This window comes from Variovorax fucosicus (assembly GCF_030316825.1).
GTDB classification, from domain to species: Bacteria; Pseudomonadota; Gammaproteobacteria; order Burkholderiales; family Burkholderiaceae_C; genus Variovorax; species Variovorax fucosicus.
Genome location: NZ_JASZYU010000003.1, coordinates 645850 through 661484, shown reverse-complemented (window position 1 = coordinate 661484; position 15635 = coordinate 645850). Strand labels below are relative to the sequence as shown.

Sequence of the window (15635 nt, the reverse complement as noted above, 5' to 3'; positions counted from 1 at the left end):
GCCGCAGAGGCCTGGTGCAGCTACCAGGCGAGCGCCTTCAGTTCTTCTGCCGCCGCAGCGTGATCGCATCGATCGGCCGCTCCACGACAACCTCGTTTGACGGATCCAGGTTTTGCCAGCCGGTGTCGCCCAGCCGGTGGGCCTTGACGAAATCGAAGTCGTCGATGCCGTCGTCGTCCTGGATCTCGGCGGCAAGCCGGTGGAAGGCGCCCTCGCTCAATCCGAGCGCAGCGGCTTTGATGACGATGATTCCACCGGGGGGAACGTTCCAGAGCAGGTTATCGAGAGCTTTCATGATGTTGGCGAGTAGTAATGGGGTTGACTGGCTTGCATCGACAAAAAATGTCAGATGAACTACTTACCGCAATCTTTGTTCCAGGTTGTTGCCAGCCCGGATTTGTCAGTACTTGGGCGCTGAAACAACTCAGCCGCGGCGCTGCGGATCGGGATAGACCAGCGCGCCGAGCCCCTTGCGGTTGAACGGCTTCCAGGCGCCTTCGGGCTGCGCCAGTCGGTCGGCCACGGCGTAGAGCACCGAAGGGTTGGCGCCCAGGCCGATGTGGCTTGCAAAAACCTCGATGTTCTCGCTGGTCGGGCCCGGCTTCTCGACGCTGCCGCGCCAAGCCACGATGCCGTCTGTGCGGCTGAAGATCGAAGTGGTCGGCACGGGTGGGGTGGGGCGGATATGCCGCATGCGCGCAGAGTCGTTTGCGCTCTGGCCGCTCACGCCTTCATAGACGCGCCAGGCGTTGGTCGAGCGCGGGTTGCCGGCGAACGGGCTGCCGAGCGTGATCACGCTGCGCACGAGCTCGGGCCGCTTCGAGGCGAGCAGCCGTGCATAGGCGCCGCCGAGGCTCCAGCCGATCAGGCTGACCTTGCGGCCTTCTTTTGCATGCAGGGTTTCGAGCAGCTTGAACATGCCCGCCTCGACGCCCTCGCGCGGCCCGAAGTTGCGGCCCAACCCCCAGCCATGGGTGTCGTAGCCGCGTCCGCGCAGGTAGCGGCGCAGCAATTGCGTCGAGAGGTCGCTGGCCACCAGGCCGGGCAACACCACCACCGGGTGGCCGTCGCCGCGTGGCGCCAGCTTGAGCAGCGGCCAGAGTGAAAGGGTGGCGCCCAGTTCCCAGCCGGCGCGCAGTTCGGCAAGTTGCAGAAGGCGCGATGGGGCTTCGATCGGGGCGTGCGAGGCGGTGGTTGTCATGGAAAGCGTGTCTCTGTTATGGGTGAGGTGGTTGTGACAGCGAAAGAATCGGAGCGTTTGCAACGGCTACGGCTGCACGTACTTGGCGCGCAGGTAGTCAAGATAGGCCCGCGACGGCGGATCCACGTAGGGCGCGAGCAGTGTCAGCGTGTAGTACGCCGCGAGCCCCGTGTCGGTGCGACGCGATGCGGCGTCCTGCGCCACCAGCCGCTCGAACGAGAGCCAGCAAGTGGTGGTGAACACGATCTGCAGCGCCAGCATTTCGGCTTCGTCGGCGCTGGCCCTGATCACGCCCTGGGCCGCGAGGCTTTCGCACAAGGCGCGGGCGTTCAGGAGGTTGCGCGCCATCAGCGCGCGCGACTTGGCAGCAGTTTCGGGGTATTCGCTCTCGAGGTGGGCCATGTCGCGGTAGACAAAACGGTACTCGTTGACCGCTTCGAAGCCCAGGTGCAGGGCAACCCACAGGTCGTCGATCGCGCGGACGCTGCCGGCGGCTTCGCTGAGCGTCGAGAGTTTTTCCTCGAAACGCCGGAACAGCCACTCGACGATCAGTCGCTTGGCCTTGAAATGGTAGTGGAGGTTCCCGGTGCTGATGCCCATCTCTGCCGCAATGCGATGCGTCGATACCGATGGCAGCCCTTGCGCGTTGAACAGCGCGAGACTCGTTTGCAGGATCCGCTCACGGGTGTTGGAACTGGCCACAGGCAAAGGCGTGGAGGGCGGGTCGCAGGCGCTTCAGCGCTTGCGGCGGGTCGTCGGCGGGGCCGCAGCCTTGTCGCGTTCTTCGAGCAGCGTACGGACTTGTTCGCGCAGCGCGGCAAATTCTTCGGCAGAAGGGGTGCCGAGCCGTCCCAGCGCAGCGGCAATGCGCTGGTCGAAAACGTCTTCGAGCTTGCGAAAGCCGAGCGAATCGCCCAGTGAGTCGAGCGCGGTTTTCGGCGCGCCCGGCTTGGAGGGGATCGCGCTGCCGGGCGGAATGCCCAGCAGCGTTTCGACCACGCGGGTCTGGCGCTGCACCACACCGTCCCGCACCTCGCCAAGCGCTTTGAGCCCGGCGCGCAGAAGGGCCTCGCCCTTGTTGCCTTTCGGGGCAGCGACCGGTTCGGCTGCCGCCCCGGTGCGGCGCACAGCCGGAGCCTTGGCGGCCTTGGGCTTCACCGCCTTCTTGGCGGCTGCGGTTTTGGCGGGTGAGACGGCCATGCTGTCAGGCGATCAGGCCTTGCGGACGGCGCGACGGGCCGGCTTGGCCACCACGACGGCGGTTTCGGCGGCTTCTTCGCTCACGCTGCCGATGCGGGTTTCGACCGCCTTGGCACCCTGGGCGATCTTGTCGGCGAGTTGTGCGGCGAGCGTGGCGGCCGGCATGTTCAGGGTGCGGACGGTTTCGAGCGCGGTCGAGTCGAATGCGGTTTCAACGCGGGTGGCGGTGCTGGCGAGGGCCTGGATGCCGCTGGTGGCACGCGTGCTCACGCTGTCGATGGCGAGCGCGGCGCGGTCGGAACCAGCGTGCACGCCCTTCAGCAGGAAACCGGCCAGCACTTGCTGCGCATTGATCAGGTCCGACTTGACCTGTTCGTTCACCAGCGGGATCGAACGGTTTTGCAGGAAGCTGGCGTAGCGGGCGTTGGCGCCGCCGACCAGGCGTTCGACGCCGGTACGGTAGGCCTTGGTGAGATGCTTGCCGGCGCTGCTGTACTGGTCGACAACGTGGATGGCAACGGCGCTGAGGGTTTGGCTGGACATGGTGAATTTCCTGAAGAAGTGGTTGGGATGGCCGCAATGGTCGCCGCAAAGCACTGGTCGGAAAAAGCTAGATCTGTACGAAAGTTAGGCCAAGTGCCCCAGAAACCGGGGCAGGTGATCCAGGCCCGAATCGTACGGCCTGCGCGGGCGGCTTCCCTGTGCGGGCTTACCCGCTAGCCCAAGGTATCAATTCTTCGCACCATTCGACCCCATGTCCAGCCACAACCCGCTCCATCCCATTCCCCACCCCCCCAAGAAGCCCTTCGTCGGCAACCTGCTGTCGATCGGCTCCGACTCTCCCGTGCTCGACATGTGGAAGATCGCGCAGGAGCTGGGTGGCATCTACTGGCTCGACATGCCGGGCATGCCGGTGATCGTGGTGTCGTCGCCCGAACTGGTGGACGAACTCTGCGACGAAAAGCGCTTCGACAAGAGCACGCGCGGCGCGCTGCGCCGGCTGCGGGCGGCGTCGCACGGCCTGTTCACGTCGGACACCGACGAGCCCACCTGGTCCAAGCCGCACAACATCCTGCTGGCCAACTTCAGCCAGCGCGCGATGCAGGCCTATCACCCGATGATGCTGGACATCGCCGAGCAGCTGGTCACCAAATGGGAGCGCCTCAACTTCGACGACGAGGTGGACGTGACGCGCGACATGACGGCGCTCACGCTCGACACCATCGGCCTGTGCGGCTTTGGCTACCGCTTCAACTCGTTCTACCGCGAGGGCTTTCATCCCTTCGTCGATGCGATGGTGCGCACGCTCGAGACCGTGCAGGATCGCCGCGGCCTGCCGCTGGAAGAGCTCATGATGAAGAAGCAGCTGTCGCAGCAGCGCAAGGACATCCGCTTCATGCACCGGATGGTGGAAGACATCATCCGCGAACGGCGCCAGAGCGGTGCCGACATCGCGGCCAAGCCCGACCTGCTGAGCTACATGATCGCGGGCGTCGACAAGAAGAGCGGGGAAAAGCTCGACGACAAGATGATCCGCGACGAGTGCATCGAGTTCCTGATCGCGGGGCATGAAACCACCAGCGGCCTGCTGTCCTTTGCCACCTACTTTCTGATCAAGAACCCGCATGTGCTGGCCGAGGCGCGCGCCGAGGTCGACAGCGTGCTCGGCACCGATTTGTCGGCGCGGCCGACCTATGCGCAGGTCAACCGCCTGCAGTACATCCAGCAGGTGCTCAAGGAGGCGCTGCGCCTGTACCCGACCGCGCCGGCCATTGCCAAGCGCGCACTGGAAGATACGGTGATCGGCGGCCAGTACACGATCAAGAAGAAGAACATGATCATCATGCACGCGCTAGCGCTGCACCGTGACAAGCGTGTCTGGGGCGAGGACGCCAACGAATTCAACCCCGAGCATTTCAGCCGCGAGGCCGAGCGCGCCCTGCCGCCGAATGCCTTCAAGCCCTTCGGCAACGGCCAGCGCGCCTGCATCGGCCGGCAGTTCGCGATGCAGGAGGCGGTGCTCACGCTGGCCATGGTGCTGCAGCGCTTCGACCTGGTCGACCACGCCAACTACCAGCTCAAGGTCAAGGAGGCGCTGACGATCAAGCCCGAGGGCTTCAAGATCAGGGTCAAGCCGCGCGACGTCAGGCATCGCGCACCGGCCGCCGGCCAGGCCGGCGCGGCGGCAGCCACCGCGGCTGCGCAACCCGCTGCGGCGGTGGCCTCGGCGTCGAAGCACGGCACGCCGCTGCTGGTGCTGCACGGCTCCAATCTCGGCACCGCCGAAGACCTGGCGCGCCAGATTGCGGAAGAGGGCGAAACCCGCGGCTTTGCGGTCGAGCTGGCGTCGCTAGACGACTTCACGGCCAACCTGCCGGCCAATGGGGCGGTGGTGGTGGTCAGTGCGTCGTACAACGGCGTGGCGCCTGACAACGCGGCCGGCTTCTGGAGTTGGGTCAAGTCCACCGACGCCTCGATGGCCGGCGTCAAGTTCAGCGTGTTCGGCTGCGGCAACCGCGACTGGGCCTCGACCTACCAGGTGGTGCCACGCAGCATCGACGAACGGCTCGACGCGCTTGGCGGCCAGCGCGTGCATCCCCGCGGCGAGGGCGATGCGCGCGAAGACATGGACGGCGCCTTCCAGGGCTGGTCAACGGCCCTGTGGCCGGCGCTCGCAGGCGCGTTGAAGCTCAAGCTCGACGCCGATGGCCCGCGCACCGAGCCGCTGCTGGCATTCGACTTGGTGCCGCCGGCCGGCGTGCCTTCGCCCGCCGTGGCGCAGGGCTTCACCAAGCTGGAGGTGGCGGCCAACGAGGAACTGCAGAACGAGGTCGAAGGCCTGTCCGACACGCGCTCGACGCGCCATGTCGAGTTCCTGCTGCCCGAGGGCGTGAGCTACCGCGCCGGCGACCATCTGAGCGTGGCGCCGCGCAACAGCGCCGCGCTGGTCGAGCGCGTGATGCAGCGCTTCGGCTTCGCCAAGGATGCCTACATCAGCCTGCGCACCACGGCCGGCCGCAAGACCTTCCTGCCGCTCGACCAGCCGATCTCGGTGATCCGCCTGCTGGGCGAGTTCGTCGAGTTGCAGGACGTGGCGAGCCGCAAGCACATCGCCACGCTGGCCGAGCACACGCAATGCCCGTTCACCAAGCCCAAGCTGCTCGCGCTGACCGGCACCGACGAGGCCGCCTCGGCGCTCTACAAGGCCGAGGTGCTGCAGAAACGCAAGTCGGTGTTCGATCTGCTCGACGAGTTTCCGGCCGCGCAGCCGCCGTTCGAGGTGGTGCTCGAGATGCTGGCGCCACTGGCGCCGCGCTACTACTCGATCTCGTCCTCGCCCGAAGTCGACCCGCAGCGCTGCAGCCTCACCGTGGGTGTGGTGCAGGGCGCCGCGCGCTCGGGGCAGGGACACTATGAAGGTGTCTGCTCCAACCACGTGCTGCGGCTCAGGCCCGGGGAAACGGTGCATGCGCTGGTCAAGGAGCCCACGGTCAATTTCCGCCTGCCATCGGATGCCAAGCGTCCCGTGATCATGATCGGCCCGGGCACCGGCCTGGCGCCATTCCGCGGCTTCCTGCAGGAGCGCGCCGCTTTGCGCCAGCGCGGCACAGAGCTTGGAGATGCGATGCTGTTTTTCGGCTGCCGCCATCCAGCGCAGGACTTCATCTATGCCGACCAGCTCAAGGGCTGGGCCGACGGTGGCGTGGTCGACCTGCATGTGGCCTTCTCGCGCGACGGCGACCGCAAGACCTATGTGCAGGATCTCGTGCGCGAGCAGGGCGCGAAGGTCTGGAAGCTGATCGAAGGCGGCGCCGTGATCTACGTGTGCGGCGACGGCTCGCGCATGGAGCCCGATGTGCGGCGCACCCTCACCGAGATCGCTCGCACCATCGGCCGCGACGGCCAGTCCGACGAATGGATCGAGCGCATGACGAGCGAACAGCGCTACGTGACCGACGTCTGGACGGGCAGCTGAGCTTCTACTTCTTCGGTTCGGTCAGCGCCGCGTCGAGGTAGCTCGCCGACCGGCGCGTCCAGTCGGAGCGCAAGTGGCCGGAATCCTTGTAGATCGGCGTGCCGTCGGGCATGGCGCGAGTGCACTGGTCGTTCTTGTCGCACAAGGCCGGCACCGGATCGATGACGGTCGCGCCGGCCCGTTCGGCCAGTTCGCGCATGCGCTGATGCAGCGCCTTCTGTTCAGGTGGCCACGCCGCGGTGGGTGACATCCGGTCCACGCGCAGGTTGCCCAGACGGCTTCCCTTGATGAGGTATTCGGGGCCGAAATTGTCACCCACCGGATTGTCCAGAACGAGGTAGACCTTCTTGTGCGTTGCCAGATTCTTCATCGTGAATTCGAGCATCCGCAGCGCATAGTCGACGCCGTCGCCTCCGAAGAACCGGTGCTCGGTCTTGCCGTCGACGTAGTAGAAGCGGTCAGCCCCTTCGTTCGGAACGCCGGGTGAAACCGGCGCAGTGATGAAAATGCAGTTCCAGCAGGCGCCGAACACCACGGTATCGACTTCGTTGCTCAGCGCAAACTTCATGATCTCGTCGCGCCGCTTTGCGCACACGCTGTTCTGCCCGTCGATCACATTCGGTATGGGCGGGCAGGAACCCCACGTGGCGAAATAGATGTCCTGCAGCCGGTCGGGCGCTGTCTTGCTGAGTTCAAGCGCGCGCGGGCTGTATTGCTCGATGTGGCTGTCGCCGAACATCAGCACTTTGCGCCGGCCTTCTTCCCCGAGCCGATACACCAGCTCGCCGTAGACATTGCGGTAGTCCAGTCCTTCGGGATAGCTCCAGTCGCGCGCGGCGGCGGCCGTCTTGTCGAAATACGGGTCGCTGTGGCGGCCCTTCAGATGCCCGGTGAAAGCGAGCAGGCCCAGCAGCACGAAGGCCACCAGCGACGCCGCCAGCCCGACCATCACCGGCCGGCGCGTGGTCTGGCGCGTGTAGCGTTCCACGAAGCGCCAGGTCAACCAGGCCAGCACGATGGCCGCAACCATGGCCGCGGCCCGCACCGCGTCCGACGGGGTCTTGCCCTCGAAGATGCGCGCAAACGCGAGCAGCGGCCAGTGCCAGAGATACAGCGGGTAGCTGATCAGCCCGACCCACACCAGCGGCTTCGAGCCCAGCACATGCCGGTTGAGCCAGGCCTGCGGCCCGGCCGAGATGCAATAGAAGGTGCCGAGCACCGGCAGCAGCGCCCACCAGCCGGGAAAGGCCTTGCTGGAACGCAGCAGCACCAGCCCCAGCGCGAGCAGCACGAAGCCGGCGATGGCCTGGACGTTGCGGTGCTTCACCAGCATGTGCGGCTTGTGCAGCCGCATGTACGCCAGCATCCCGCCCGCCATCAGCTCCCAGAAGCGCGACAGCGGCGAGTAGAACGCTGCGGTGCGGTGGCTGTGAATGGTGCCGACGTTGAGCAGGAACGACGCCGCCACCACGCCGCCGACCACGGCCAGCACCCGCCACTTGCGCCTCCACGCAAGGCCCAGCAGCAGCGGCCAGAAAATGTAGAACTGCTCCTCGATGGCCAGCGACCAGAGGTGTAGCAGCGGCTTGGTTTCGGCCGCGTTGTCGAAGTAGCCGGCCTCGCCCCAGAACGCGAAGTTGGAGACGAAGCCCGCGCCCGCGGCCATGTGCTTGCCGAGTTGCTTCCATTCGTTCGGCAGCAGCGTGTACCAGCCGAACGCGAAGGTCGCGCCCATCACCAGCCAGAGGGCCGGAAAAATGCGCTTGATGCGGCGCGCATAGAACTCGCCGTAGCTGAAGCCTTTGCCCTCCAGGCTGGCGAAGATGATGGTGCTGATCAGGAAGCCGGAGATGACAAAGAAGATGTCGACGCCGATGAAGCCACCCTTGACCCATTGCGGAAAGGCGTGGAAGCCGAGTACCGACAGCACGGCAACGGCGCGGAGGCCGTCGATGTCCGGGCGGTACTTGGGGTGGATCAGGTGTTGTTGATCGGCGGCGGGCGCCATCGGAGTCGTCATCGTTCTGGTCGTCGCTTCCTGCGACTTGTGCTTGATGCCTTCGATTGTCCCCGCAAATCTGCGGGTATCCGGCGACGCTACTGCGGCCGGATGAGCGCCACGTCCAGCCAGTTGCCGAACCTGCGCATGTACCCGGCGCGCAGATGATCCGAATCCTTGTAGATCGGGGTGCCGTCGGGCAGCGTGCGGATGCACTGGTCGGCGCGGCACAGGTTGGGCAGCGGATCGATCACCGAGGCCCCCGCGCGTGTCGCCAGCGCCCGCAGCCGCTCGTTCAGCGCCACCTGCGCCGCCGGGAGCGGTGCCGTCGGCGACATGCGACCCACACTCATCTGGCCCATGCGGCTGCCGCTCAGCAGCTTTTCGGGCCCGAAGTCGGGGCCGACCGGGTTGTCGAGCAGCAGGTAGACCTTCTTCTGGACCGACAACAGCCGAAGCAGCGCTTCGAGCGATGCCAGGGATCGCTCGACGCCATCGCCGCCGCGAAACCTGTGCTTCACCTGTCCGTCCTGGTAGTAGTAGCCCTCGTCCTCGCGCAGCGCCGCGTTGGGCTGCGCCTGCGCGATGAAGTAGCAGTTCCAGCAGCCGCCGACCACCACCGCATCGATCTCGCTGCCGAGTGCGTACTGGATCATCGCGTTGCGGCGCGCGTCGCAGCGCACGTTGCGATCCTCGAAAACGCCGGGTATCGGCGGACAGCCGCCCCAGGTTGCGAAGTGCAGCGTGTTGAGCTGTTTCGGCACCGTGCGCCCGAGTTCGACCGCGCGCGGGCCGTACTGCTCGATGTGGCTGTCGCCGAACAGCAGCACCTGGCCACCGCCGGTGCCGATGCGCCAGGTTCTCTCGCCGCGCACCGTCTCGGAGGTGAGCCCGTCGGGATAGCCCCAGTCGCGCACCGCGGCGGCCACCTGGCTGATGTACGGGTCGCTGTGGCGTGCCGGCAGACGGGCCGTGGCCGCCAGCACGCCCAGCAGCGCTAGCACCACCATGGCGCCGGCCAGCAGCGGCACCACGCTGCGCCGCTCGCTGTGGCGCGCATGGCGCTCGACGAAGCGGTAGGTGAGCCAGGCCAGCAGCGTCGCGATCAGCAGCGCCAGCGCGCGGATGCGCCGGTTCGGTGTGCCGTCCTCGAGGATGCGCGCGTAGGTCAGCAGCGGCCAGTGCCACAGGTAGAGCGGGTAGCTGATCAGGCCGAACCACACCATCGGGCGCGAGCCGAGCACGTGCCGGTTCAGCCAGGCCTGCGGCCCGGCCGCGATGCACAGCACGGCGCCCACCGTCGGCAACAGCGCCCAGCCGCCGGGGAACGCGTGGTGGCTGCGCACCAGCAGCAAGCCGAGCAGGATCAGTCCGAGCCCGGCACCGGCCTGCAGATCGCGGTGGCGGCTGAATGCGTGCGCCTGGCGCAGCCGCAGCCAGGCCAGCCCGGCGCCGAGCAGCAACTCCCAGGCGCGCGAGGCCGGCGAGTAGAAGGCGGCGCTCGGATGGTTGTGCACGGTCGCCAGGTTGACGGCCAGCGACAGCAGTGCGACCACGCCGATCACCAGCGCGATACGCCAGCGCCGCCGCCATGCAAACCCGAGCAGCAACGGCCACACGATGTAGAACTGCTCCTCGATGGCCAGCGACCACAGGTGCAGCAGCGGCTTGGTTTCGGCCGCGCTGTCGAAGTAGCCGGCCTCGTTCCAGAACGCGAAGTTCGAGACGAAGCCCGCGCCGGCCGCCACATGCTTGCCAAGCTGCTGCCATTCGTGCGGCAGCAGGGCATACCAGCCGAACGCCAGCGTGGCCGCGATCACCAGCAGCAGGGCCGGGAAGATGCGCCGGATGCGGCGAGCATAGAACTCGCGGTAGCTGAAGCCTTCGCCGTGCAGGCTGGCGAAGATGATCGTGCTGATCAGGTAGCCCGAGATGACGAAGAAGATGTCGACGCCGATGAAGCCGCCGGGCACCCAGTTCGGAAAGCCGTGGAAGCCCAGCACCGAGAGCACGGCCACCGCGCGCAATCCATCGATGTCGCTGCGGTACTTGGGGTGGGCGAGGTGAGGGTGGGCGGCGGCGGGCGTCGTCATGCGGGCCCCGATTCTCCCTGCAAACACGGAACGCTCAGAGCGACGCGGTCAGCCCCACCCGCAAGGTGCGCGGCGCGCCCGGGAACAGGTAGACATGGCCGAACTGGTAGGGCGATTCCTTCCAGTAGCGCCGGTCGGTCAGGTTCTCGACGGCGACCGTCCAGGCGAGCCGGGTGCCGTTCCACTGCGTCTCGTAGCGCAGCGCGGCATCGAGGCGCGTCCACGACGGCAGGGTGATCGAGCCGTCGGCCAGCACATTGCGCCGGCCTTCGTGCGAGAGCTGGCCCTGCACCTCGAGGCCCGGCACCGCTGCGATGCGGTAAGCCGCCTGCGCGCGCAGCACCTGCTTGGGCACGTTGGTCGGGTGCTGGCCGTTGGTGGCGGGCTCGAGCTGGCTGCCTTCACGCTTGGCGTCGACGAATGTCACGCCGCCGGCCAGGCGCCAGGGCCCCTGGCGCCACTGGGCGCTGGCCTCCAGGCCGCGATGGCGCGCGCTGCCGTCGTAGGCGCCTTCGCACGGCTCGATACCGAGTCGGTTGCAGGCATCGAGATTGGTCATGGGGCGACGGATGTCGAAGTACGCCACCTGCCAGCTCAACGCTTCGCGGCCACCCTTGAGGCCGATCTCCCACTGGCGCGACGCCAGCGCGGGCAGCGCGACGCCGGCGTTGCTGTACTGGTCGCTCTTGTTCGGCACGATCTGCGACTCGACCCCCTTGCCCCAGCTCGCGTAGGCCATCAGGTCTGGCTCGATTGCGTAGCTCGCGGCCACCCATGGCGTGGTGATGCCGTCCTTGTAGCCGGTCGGGCGCGAGCCGTCGGTGCGGACGCTGTCGCGATCCAGCCGCGTGTGCCGCACGCCGAGCCAGGTGGTGAACCTGTCGTTCCAGCGGATCGCGTCCTGCACCGACAGTTCGGTGCTGCGTTCATCGCGGTTGGTGTTGAAGTCGGTGAGCGTCGGGTCGGCCGGCACCACGGCCGTGCCCCATACGTTGCCGGTGCCGACATAGTTGTAGGCCTGATCCTGGAAGCGGTTGCGCACGCGGCTTTCGGTGAGGCCGAAGCCGAGGTCGTGCCGCACGCTGCCGGTGTCGAGCCGGCCCTTCACGCCGAGGTTGCCGGCGGTGAGGCGGCGGCGCTCGTTCTCGCTGCGGAAGTCGTAGAAATCGAAGGTGCCGTCGGAGCAGTAGCGGTCGTAGTTGCCTTCGGCGCCGCAGCCGAAAGCGTAGGCCAGGCGGTCGTCGGTCTTCAGGCGTTGCTGGCCGAGTTGCGCGCTCCAGCGCCAGTCGGCATTGAGTGCCTGGGTGAAGCGCACGGTGCCGGTGAACGCGTTGAACACCGAGGGCTGCGACCAGGGCTGGTTGTTGAGGTTGATGCGCGGGTTCACCGGTGCCGGCAGCACGTTGCCGAGCAGGCTGTAGCCGTTCTGGCTCGGCTGGGTCTTGTGGCTGGTCTCGAACTCGGCCTCGAGCAGCGAGTCGCGCGTGATGCGCCAGTCGGCCGCAAGCGACAGCAGGTTGCGGTTGCCGTCGAGGTTGTGGGTCAGCGGCTTGAGGTTTTCCTGCACCGCGTTCAGGCGGTAGCCGAACTGGCGCTCGGCGCCGAAGCGCCCGCCCAGATCGATCGCGCCCAGCGTGCTGCCGCGGCTCGTGGTCTCCAGGCGGATCTGGCGCAAGTCCTGCTCGGTCGGGCGCTTGACGACGTAGTTGACGAGGCCGCCGGGTGCACTGGTGCCGGCCTGGATGCCGCTGGTGCCGCGCAGGATCTCGACGCGCTCCTTGTTGTCGAGCGGGATCGAGGTCTCGGCGCTGATCGGCAGTCCCTCGCGCCGGTAGTTGAAGCGGTTGTCCAGCACGAAGCCGCGCACCGTCAGGTAGTCCCAGTAGCCGGCCGAGTTGTAGGCGTCGGTGACCGAGGCATCGAACTGCACCAGGTCGGCCAGCCGCCGCGCGCCGCTGGCCTGGATCTGTTCGCTGGTGATCACGGTGGCCGACAGCGGCACCGTGCGCAGCGGCATGTCGCCAAAGCCGCTGACGTCGGCCTGCGGTGGCGCACTGCGTGCGTCAACGTTGATGGCCGGCAGGGTGGTGTCCTGCGCCTGCGCGGCGGCGCCGGCGAGCACAAGGAGTGCGGCAACGGCCAGGTTCGGCCGGAAGCGTGGGATGGTGTTGTGAAGCGTCACTGGGTTCTTTCTGAGGTTGCGCTTTTTTTCAGCGCGCCATGGCCTGCTGGAAGCGCGCGACCTCGGCTTCGGGAGAGGCGGCTGCCACCAGCGCGCGCACCACGGCCACCGAGCCGACGCCGCTACGCAGCACCTCGGGCAGCTTCTCCAGGTCGATGCCGCCGATGGCGACCAGCGGGTAGTCGCGCAGCAGGCGCGCATAGGCCTGAAGCCGCGCGGTTCCCTGCGGCGCCGTCGCCATGCGCTTGAGCGTGGTCGGAAACACTGCGCCCATCGCGATGTAGCTCGGGCTCAGTGCATCGGCGCGCAGCATTTCGGCGTAGCCGTGCGTACTGAGGCCGAGGCGCAGGCCCGCGCTGCGGATCGCGCCGAGGTCGGCCGCGTCGATGTCTTCCTGGCCGAGGTGCACGCCATAGGCACCGGCATCGATCGCGGCTTGCCAGTGGTCGTTGATGAACAGCAGCGCGGGTGTACCGGCCACCGCCCGGGCGGCGGCGCGCACCTCGCGCGTGACCGCCGCTGCGTCGTCGGACTTGAAACGCAGCTGCAATGTCTGCACGCCCGCGCGCGCCATGCGGCCGACCCAGGTGGCGTCGGGCAGCACGGCATAGAGGCCGAGCGCCTGGGGGCAGGGCGCAAACGCACCCTCGCGCGGCCACGGGCGCAGGCCGAAGTCGGCCGGATCATCGGGCCAGGCGGTGGCGTCGAAGCCGAGCCGCTGGCTGCGCGCTGCCCAGGCCTGGGCAAGGCATTCGGCATCGATTCCGATGAAGCCGAGGCGCAGGCAGGCGGCCTTGGCGGCGCGGTAGACCGCATCGTCGCGCGTGTAGGCCGTGTCGGTCGGCGCATCTACGGATGCAACGCCGAAGCGCGCGGTGTGTGCATCGAAGATGGCTTGTTCGGAAACTGAGGTCATGACTGGTGCCAGAAAGGTGTGCCGAGCACGGGCGTGCTCGGTTGGGCCGATTCCTGCGCGGCCATCGCGCCTGCGCGGTGCGCTGCGCGGCCGGCCTGCACGGCATCGGCAAAGGCACCGGCCATGGCCACCGGGTCTTGCGCGAGCGCCACGGCGGTGTTGAGCAGCACGCCGTCGTAGCCCCACTCCATCACCTGGCAGGCGTGCGAGGGACGGCCCAGGCCGGCGTCGACCAGCATCGGCACGTCGAGCCGTTCGCGCAGCAACTGCAGCGCGTAGGGGTTGACCGGGCCACGCCCGGTGCCGATCGGGGCGGCCCAGGGCATCACCGCCTGGCAACCGACGTCGACCAGCCGCTGGCAGAGCACCAGGTCTTCGGTGCAATACGGCAGCACCTGGAAGCCGTCGCGGATCAGTTGTGCGGCGGCGTCGACCAGGTTCAGCGTGTCGGGCTGCAGCGTGTAGTCGTCGCCGATCAGTTCGAGCTTGATCCAGGGCGTGTCGAACAGCTCGCGCGCCATCTGCGCGGTGGCGATCACCTCCTGCACGCTGTGGCAGCCGGCGGTGTTGGGCAGCACCGGCACGTCGAGGCGGCGCAGCAGTTCCCAGAAGCCGTTGTCGCCGGCGCCGGTGCCGCCGGTCGCGGTCTGGCGCCGCAGCGAGGCGGTGAGCATGGCGGGGCGGGCACGCACGACTGCGGCTTCGAGCAGATCGGGCGAGGGGTAGCGCGCGGTGCCGAGCAGCAGCCGGCTCGTGAAGCTCTGGCCATAGAGCACCAGCGGATCGTCGTTGTTGGTCATGTCTGTCTCTTTCTGGTTCAGCCGCCGGTGACGGGGCGGATCACTTCGACGAGGTCGCCGGGTTGCAGCGCATGGGCCGCATAGGCGGAGCGCGGCACGAAGCTGCGGTTGACCGCGGCCGCGTAGGGCGGCACGGGTGCGAGGGCGGCGATGGCATCGGCCAGCGTTGCGCCCCCGGGCAGCTCGTACGGGGTGTCGTTGATGAGGATGTTCATGGTCGTTCGTGCGCCAGTCGGGCCATCGCGTCGTCCAGCAGTGCCGGCGCGATCAGGAAGCCGTGCCGGTACAGGCCGTTGACCTGCAGCACGCGCGGCTGCAGCCAGCGGATCGCCGGCAGGTTGTCGGGCAGCGTGGGCCGGCATTGCGTGGCGATCTCGAGGATGCGCGCCTCGGCGAATCCGCTGTGCACCGAATAGGCCGCGCTCAGCAGCTCCAGCGTCGAGCGCACGCTCGCGGGCGACATGTCGTCCGACTCGATCTCGGTCGCGCCGATCACGAACACGCCGTCGGGCTTGGGCGCGATGTAGAGCGGATAGCGCGGATGCACCAGCCGGGTCGGCCGCTGGAGCGTCACCTCGGGTGCATGCACCCGGATCACCTCGCCGCGCACGCCGCGCAACGCCGCCCACTGCGGCCTGGCGCCGAGCCCGCGGCAGTCGATCACGCGCTCTGACGCGCCTGGCGCAAAGTCTGCGGGTGCGCGCGGGCTGTGCCAGTGCAACTGCACGTTCGGCAGCGCCTGCAGCGTCGCCAGCAGCGCGGCGAGCAGCGCGCGGTTGTCGAGCTGCCCTTCACCGGGCAGCCACAGGCCCTGGGCGAAACGCCCGCTGAGCGCGGGCTCCAGCGCCGCGATGCCGGCCGCGTCGATCCTTTGCATCGCAGGCAGTTCCGGCACTTGCTGCGCGCTGCGCGCCAGCACGCCGGCAAAGCGCGCGGCCTCGGGTGCGTCCTGCCGGTGCCAGAGCACCAGCGTGCCCTCGCGCTGGAAGAACACCGGTGCAGCCAGCGTGGCCAGCAACTCGGGCCAGCGCGTGAGGCCGTACTGGCCCATGCGCACCACCGATGCTGGCGCCACGGCCGATTCGGCCAGCGGAGCCAGCATCGCCGCCGCCACGCGCGCGGCCGCGCCATCGGCCTCCGGCCCGGCGGCGTCGTACAGCGCCACCCGGCAGCCACGCTGCGCCAGCGCGAGTGCCATCAGCCGGCCCATGAGGCCGGCACCGAGCACCGTTGCATCGTCGAAGGGCAGGGGCGCGTGCATCGTCGTC

Annotated in this window: 13 protein-coding genes; 1 reads left to right on the top strand and 12 read right to left on the bottom strand. The window is 67.9% G+C overall.

What is annotated here, in order from left to right; translation table 11 throughout:
* Nucleotides 1–37: 37 nt before the first annotated feature.
* From QTI05_RS20565 to QTI05_RS20545, 5 genes are all read right to left on the bottom strand, one after another.
* Nucleotides 38–295, bottom strand: a complete 258-nt coding sequence (locus QTI05_RS20565; RefSeq protein ID WP_286620632.1) for a hypothetical protein — start codon at nt 293–295, stop codon at nt 38–40.
* Nucleotides 296–424: 129 nt separating this feature from the next.
* Entirely contained in the window at nt 425–1201 is a 777-nt protein-coding gene (locus QTI05_RS20560) for an esterase/lipase family protein (RefSeq protein WP_286620630.1), read from the bottom strand.
* Between the two features lie 66 nt (nt 1202–1267).
* The gene (locus QTI05_RS20555) at nt 1268–1903 is read right to left on the bottom strand and encodes a TetR/AcrR family transcriptional regulator (RefSeq protein ID WP_286544736.1); all 636 of its coding nucleotides are present in this window, start codon (nt 1901–1903) and stop codon (nt 1268–1270) included.
* A gap of 33 nt (nt 1904–1936) precedes the next feature.
* Nucleotides 1937–2401, bottom strand: a complete 465-nt coding sequence (locus tag QTI05_RS20550; RefSeq protein ID WP_286620629.1) for a phasin family protein — start codon at nt 2399–2401, stop codon at nt 1937–1939.
* 12 nt (nt 2402–2413) lie between these two features.
* Nucleotides 2414–2944, bottom strand: coding sequence for a hypothetical protein (locus QTI05_RS20545; RefSeq protein ID WP_286620627.1), 531 nt, complete (start codon nt 2942–2944; stop codon nt 2414–2416).
* A gap of 211 nt (nt 2945–3155) precedes the next feature.
* Here QTI05_RS20545 and QTI05_RS20540 point away from each other — a divergent pair, with 211 nt between their 5' ends.
* A complete protein-coding gene (locus tag QTI05_RS20540; RefSeq protein WP_286620625.1) occupies nt 3156–6377 on the top strand; it encodes a bifunctional cytochrome P450/NADPH--P450 reductase in 3222 nt (1073 codons plus the stop codon).
* Between the two features lie 4 nt (nt 6378–6381).
* Here the strand turns inward: QTI05_RS20540 and QTI05_RS20535 are convergent, their stop codons facing one another.
* The 7 genes from QTI05_RS20535 to QTI05_RS20505 all read right to left on the bottom strand — a co-directional run bounded on the left by QTI05_RS20535 (nt 6382) and on the right by QTI05_RS20505 (nt 15628).
* A complete protein-coding gene (locus QTI05_RS20535; protein ID WP_286620623.1) occupies nt 6382–8385 on the bottom strand; it encodes an acyltransferase family protein in 2004 nt (667 codons plus the stop codon).
* Between the two features lie 89 nt (nt 8386–8474).
* Nucleotides 8475–10469, bottom strand: a complete 1995-nt coding sequence (locus QTI05_RS20530) for an acyltransferase family protein (protein WP_286620621.1) — start codon at nt 10467–10469, stop codon at nt 8475–8477.
* 34 nt (nt 10470–10503) lie between these two features.
* Complete coding sequence (locus QTI05_RS20525; RefSeq protein WP_286620619.1) at nt 10504–12651, bottom strand: TonB-dependent siderophore receptor; 2148 nt, start codon at nt 12649–12651, stop codon at nt 10504–10506.
* A 28-nt stretch (nt 12652–12679) separates the two neighbouring features.
* Nucleotides 12680–13567 carry a thiamine phosphate synthase gene (gene thiE, locus QTI05_RS20520; RefSeq protein ID WP_286620617.1) on the bottom strand — a complete coding sequence of 296 codons (888 nt, stop codon included), beginning with the start codon at nt 13565–13567 and terminating at the stop codon, nt 12680–12682.
* A complete protein-coding gene (locus QTI05_RS20515) occupies nt 13564–14367 on the bottom strand; it encodes a thiazole synthase (RefSeq protein WP_286620615.1) in 804 nt (267 codons plus the stop codon). Before QTI05_RS20515 ends, thiE begins: the two co-directional genes overlap by 4 nt.
* A gap of 17 nt (nt 14368–14384) precedes the next feature.
* Nucleotides 14385–14582 (bottom strand): sulfur carrier protein ThiS, encoded by a 198-nt coding sequence (gene thiS, locus QTI05_RS20510; RefSeq protein ID WP_286620614.1) that lies wholly within the window; start codon nt 14580–14582, stop codon nt 14385–14387.
* On the bottom strand, nt 14579–15628 hold the full coding sequence (locus QTI05_RS20505; RefSeq protein WP_444812948.1) for an FAD-dependent oxidoreductase: 1050 nt from the start codon (nt 15626–15628) through the stop codon (nt 14579–14581). Before QTI05_RS20505 ends, thiS begins: the two co-directional genes overlap by 4 nt.
* Between the last annotated feature and the right edge of the window lie 7 nt (nt 15629–15635).

What these genes read in the sequence shown, in the direction of transcription:
- QTI05_RS20565 (WP_286620632.1), bottom strand. Translation starts at nt 295, where the DNA reads ATGAAAGCTCTCGATAACCTGCTCTGGAACGTTCCCCCCGGTGGAATC.
- QTI05_RS20560 (WP_286620630.1), bottom strand. Translation starts at nt 1,201, where the DNA reads ATGACAACCACCGCCTCGCACGCCCCGATCGAAGCCCCATCGCGCCTT.
- QTI05_RS20550 (WP_286620629.1), bottom strand. Translation starts at nt 2,401, where the DNA reads ATGGCCGTCTCACCCGCCAAAACCGCAGCCGCCAAGAAGGCGGTGAAG.
- QTI05_RS20545 (WP_286620627.1), bottom strand. Translation starts at nt 2,944, where the DNA reads ATGTCCAGCCAAACCCTCAGCGCCGTTGCCATCCACGTTGTCGACCAG.
- QTI05_RS20540 (WP_286620625.1), top strand. Translation starts at nt 3,156, where the DNA reads ATGTCCAGCCACAACCCGCTCCATCCCATTCCCCACCCCCCCAAGAAG.
- QTI05_RS20535 (WP_286620623.1), bottom strand. Translation starts at nt 8,385, where the DNA reads ATGGCGCCCGCCGCCGATCAACAACACCTGATCCACCCCAAGTACCGC.
- QTI05_RS20530 (WP_286620621.1), bottom strand. Translation starts at nt 10,469, where the DNA reads ATGACGACGCCCGCCGCCGCCCACCCTCACCTCGCCCACCCCAAGTAC.
- thiE (WP_286620617.1), bottom strand. Translation starts at nt 13,567, where the DNA reads ATGACCTCAGTTTCCGAACAAGCCATCTTCGATGCACACACCGCGCGC.
- QTI05_RS20515 (WP_286620615.1), bottom strand. Translation starts at nt 14,367, where the DNA reads ATGACCAACAACGACGATCCGCTGGTGCTCTATGGCCAGAGCTTCACG.
- thiS (WP_286620614.1), bottom strand. Translation starts at nt 14,582, where the DNA reads ATGAACATCCTCATCAACGACACCCCGTACGAGCTGCCCGGGGGCGCA.
- QTI05_RS20505 (WP_444812948.1), bottom strand. Translation starts at nt 15,628, where the DNA reads ATGCACGCGCCCCTGCCCTTCGACGATGCAACGGTGCTCGGTGCCGGC.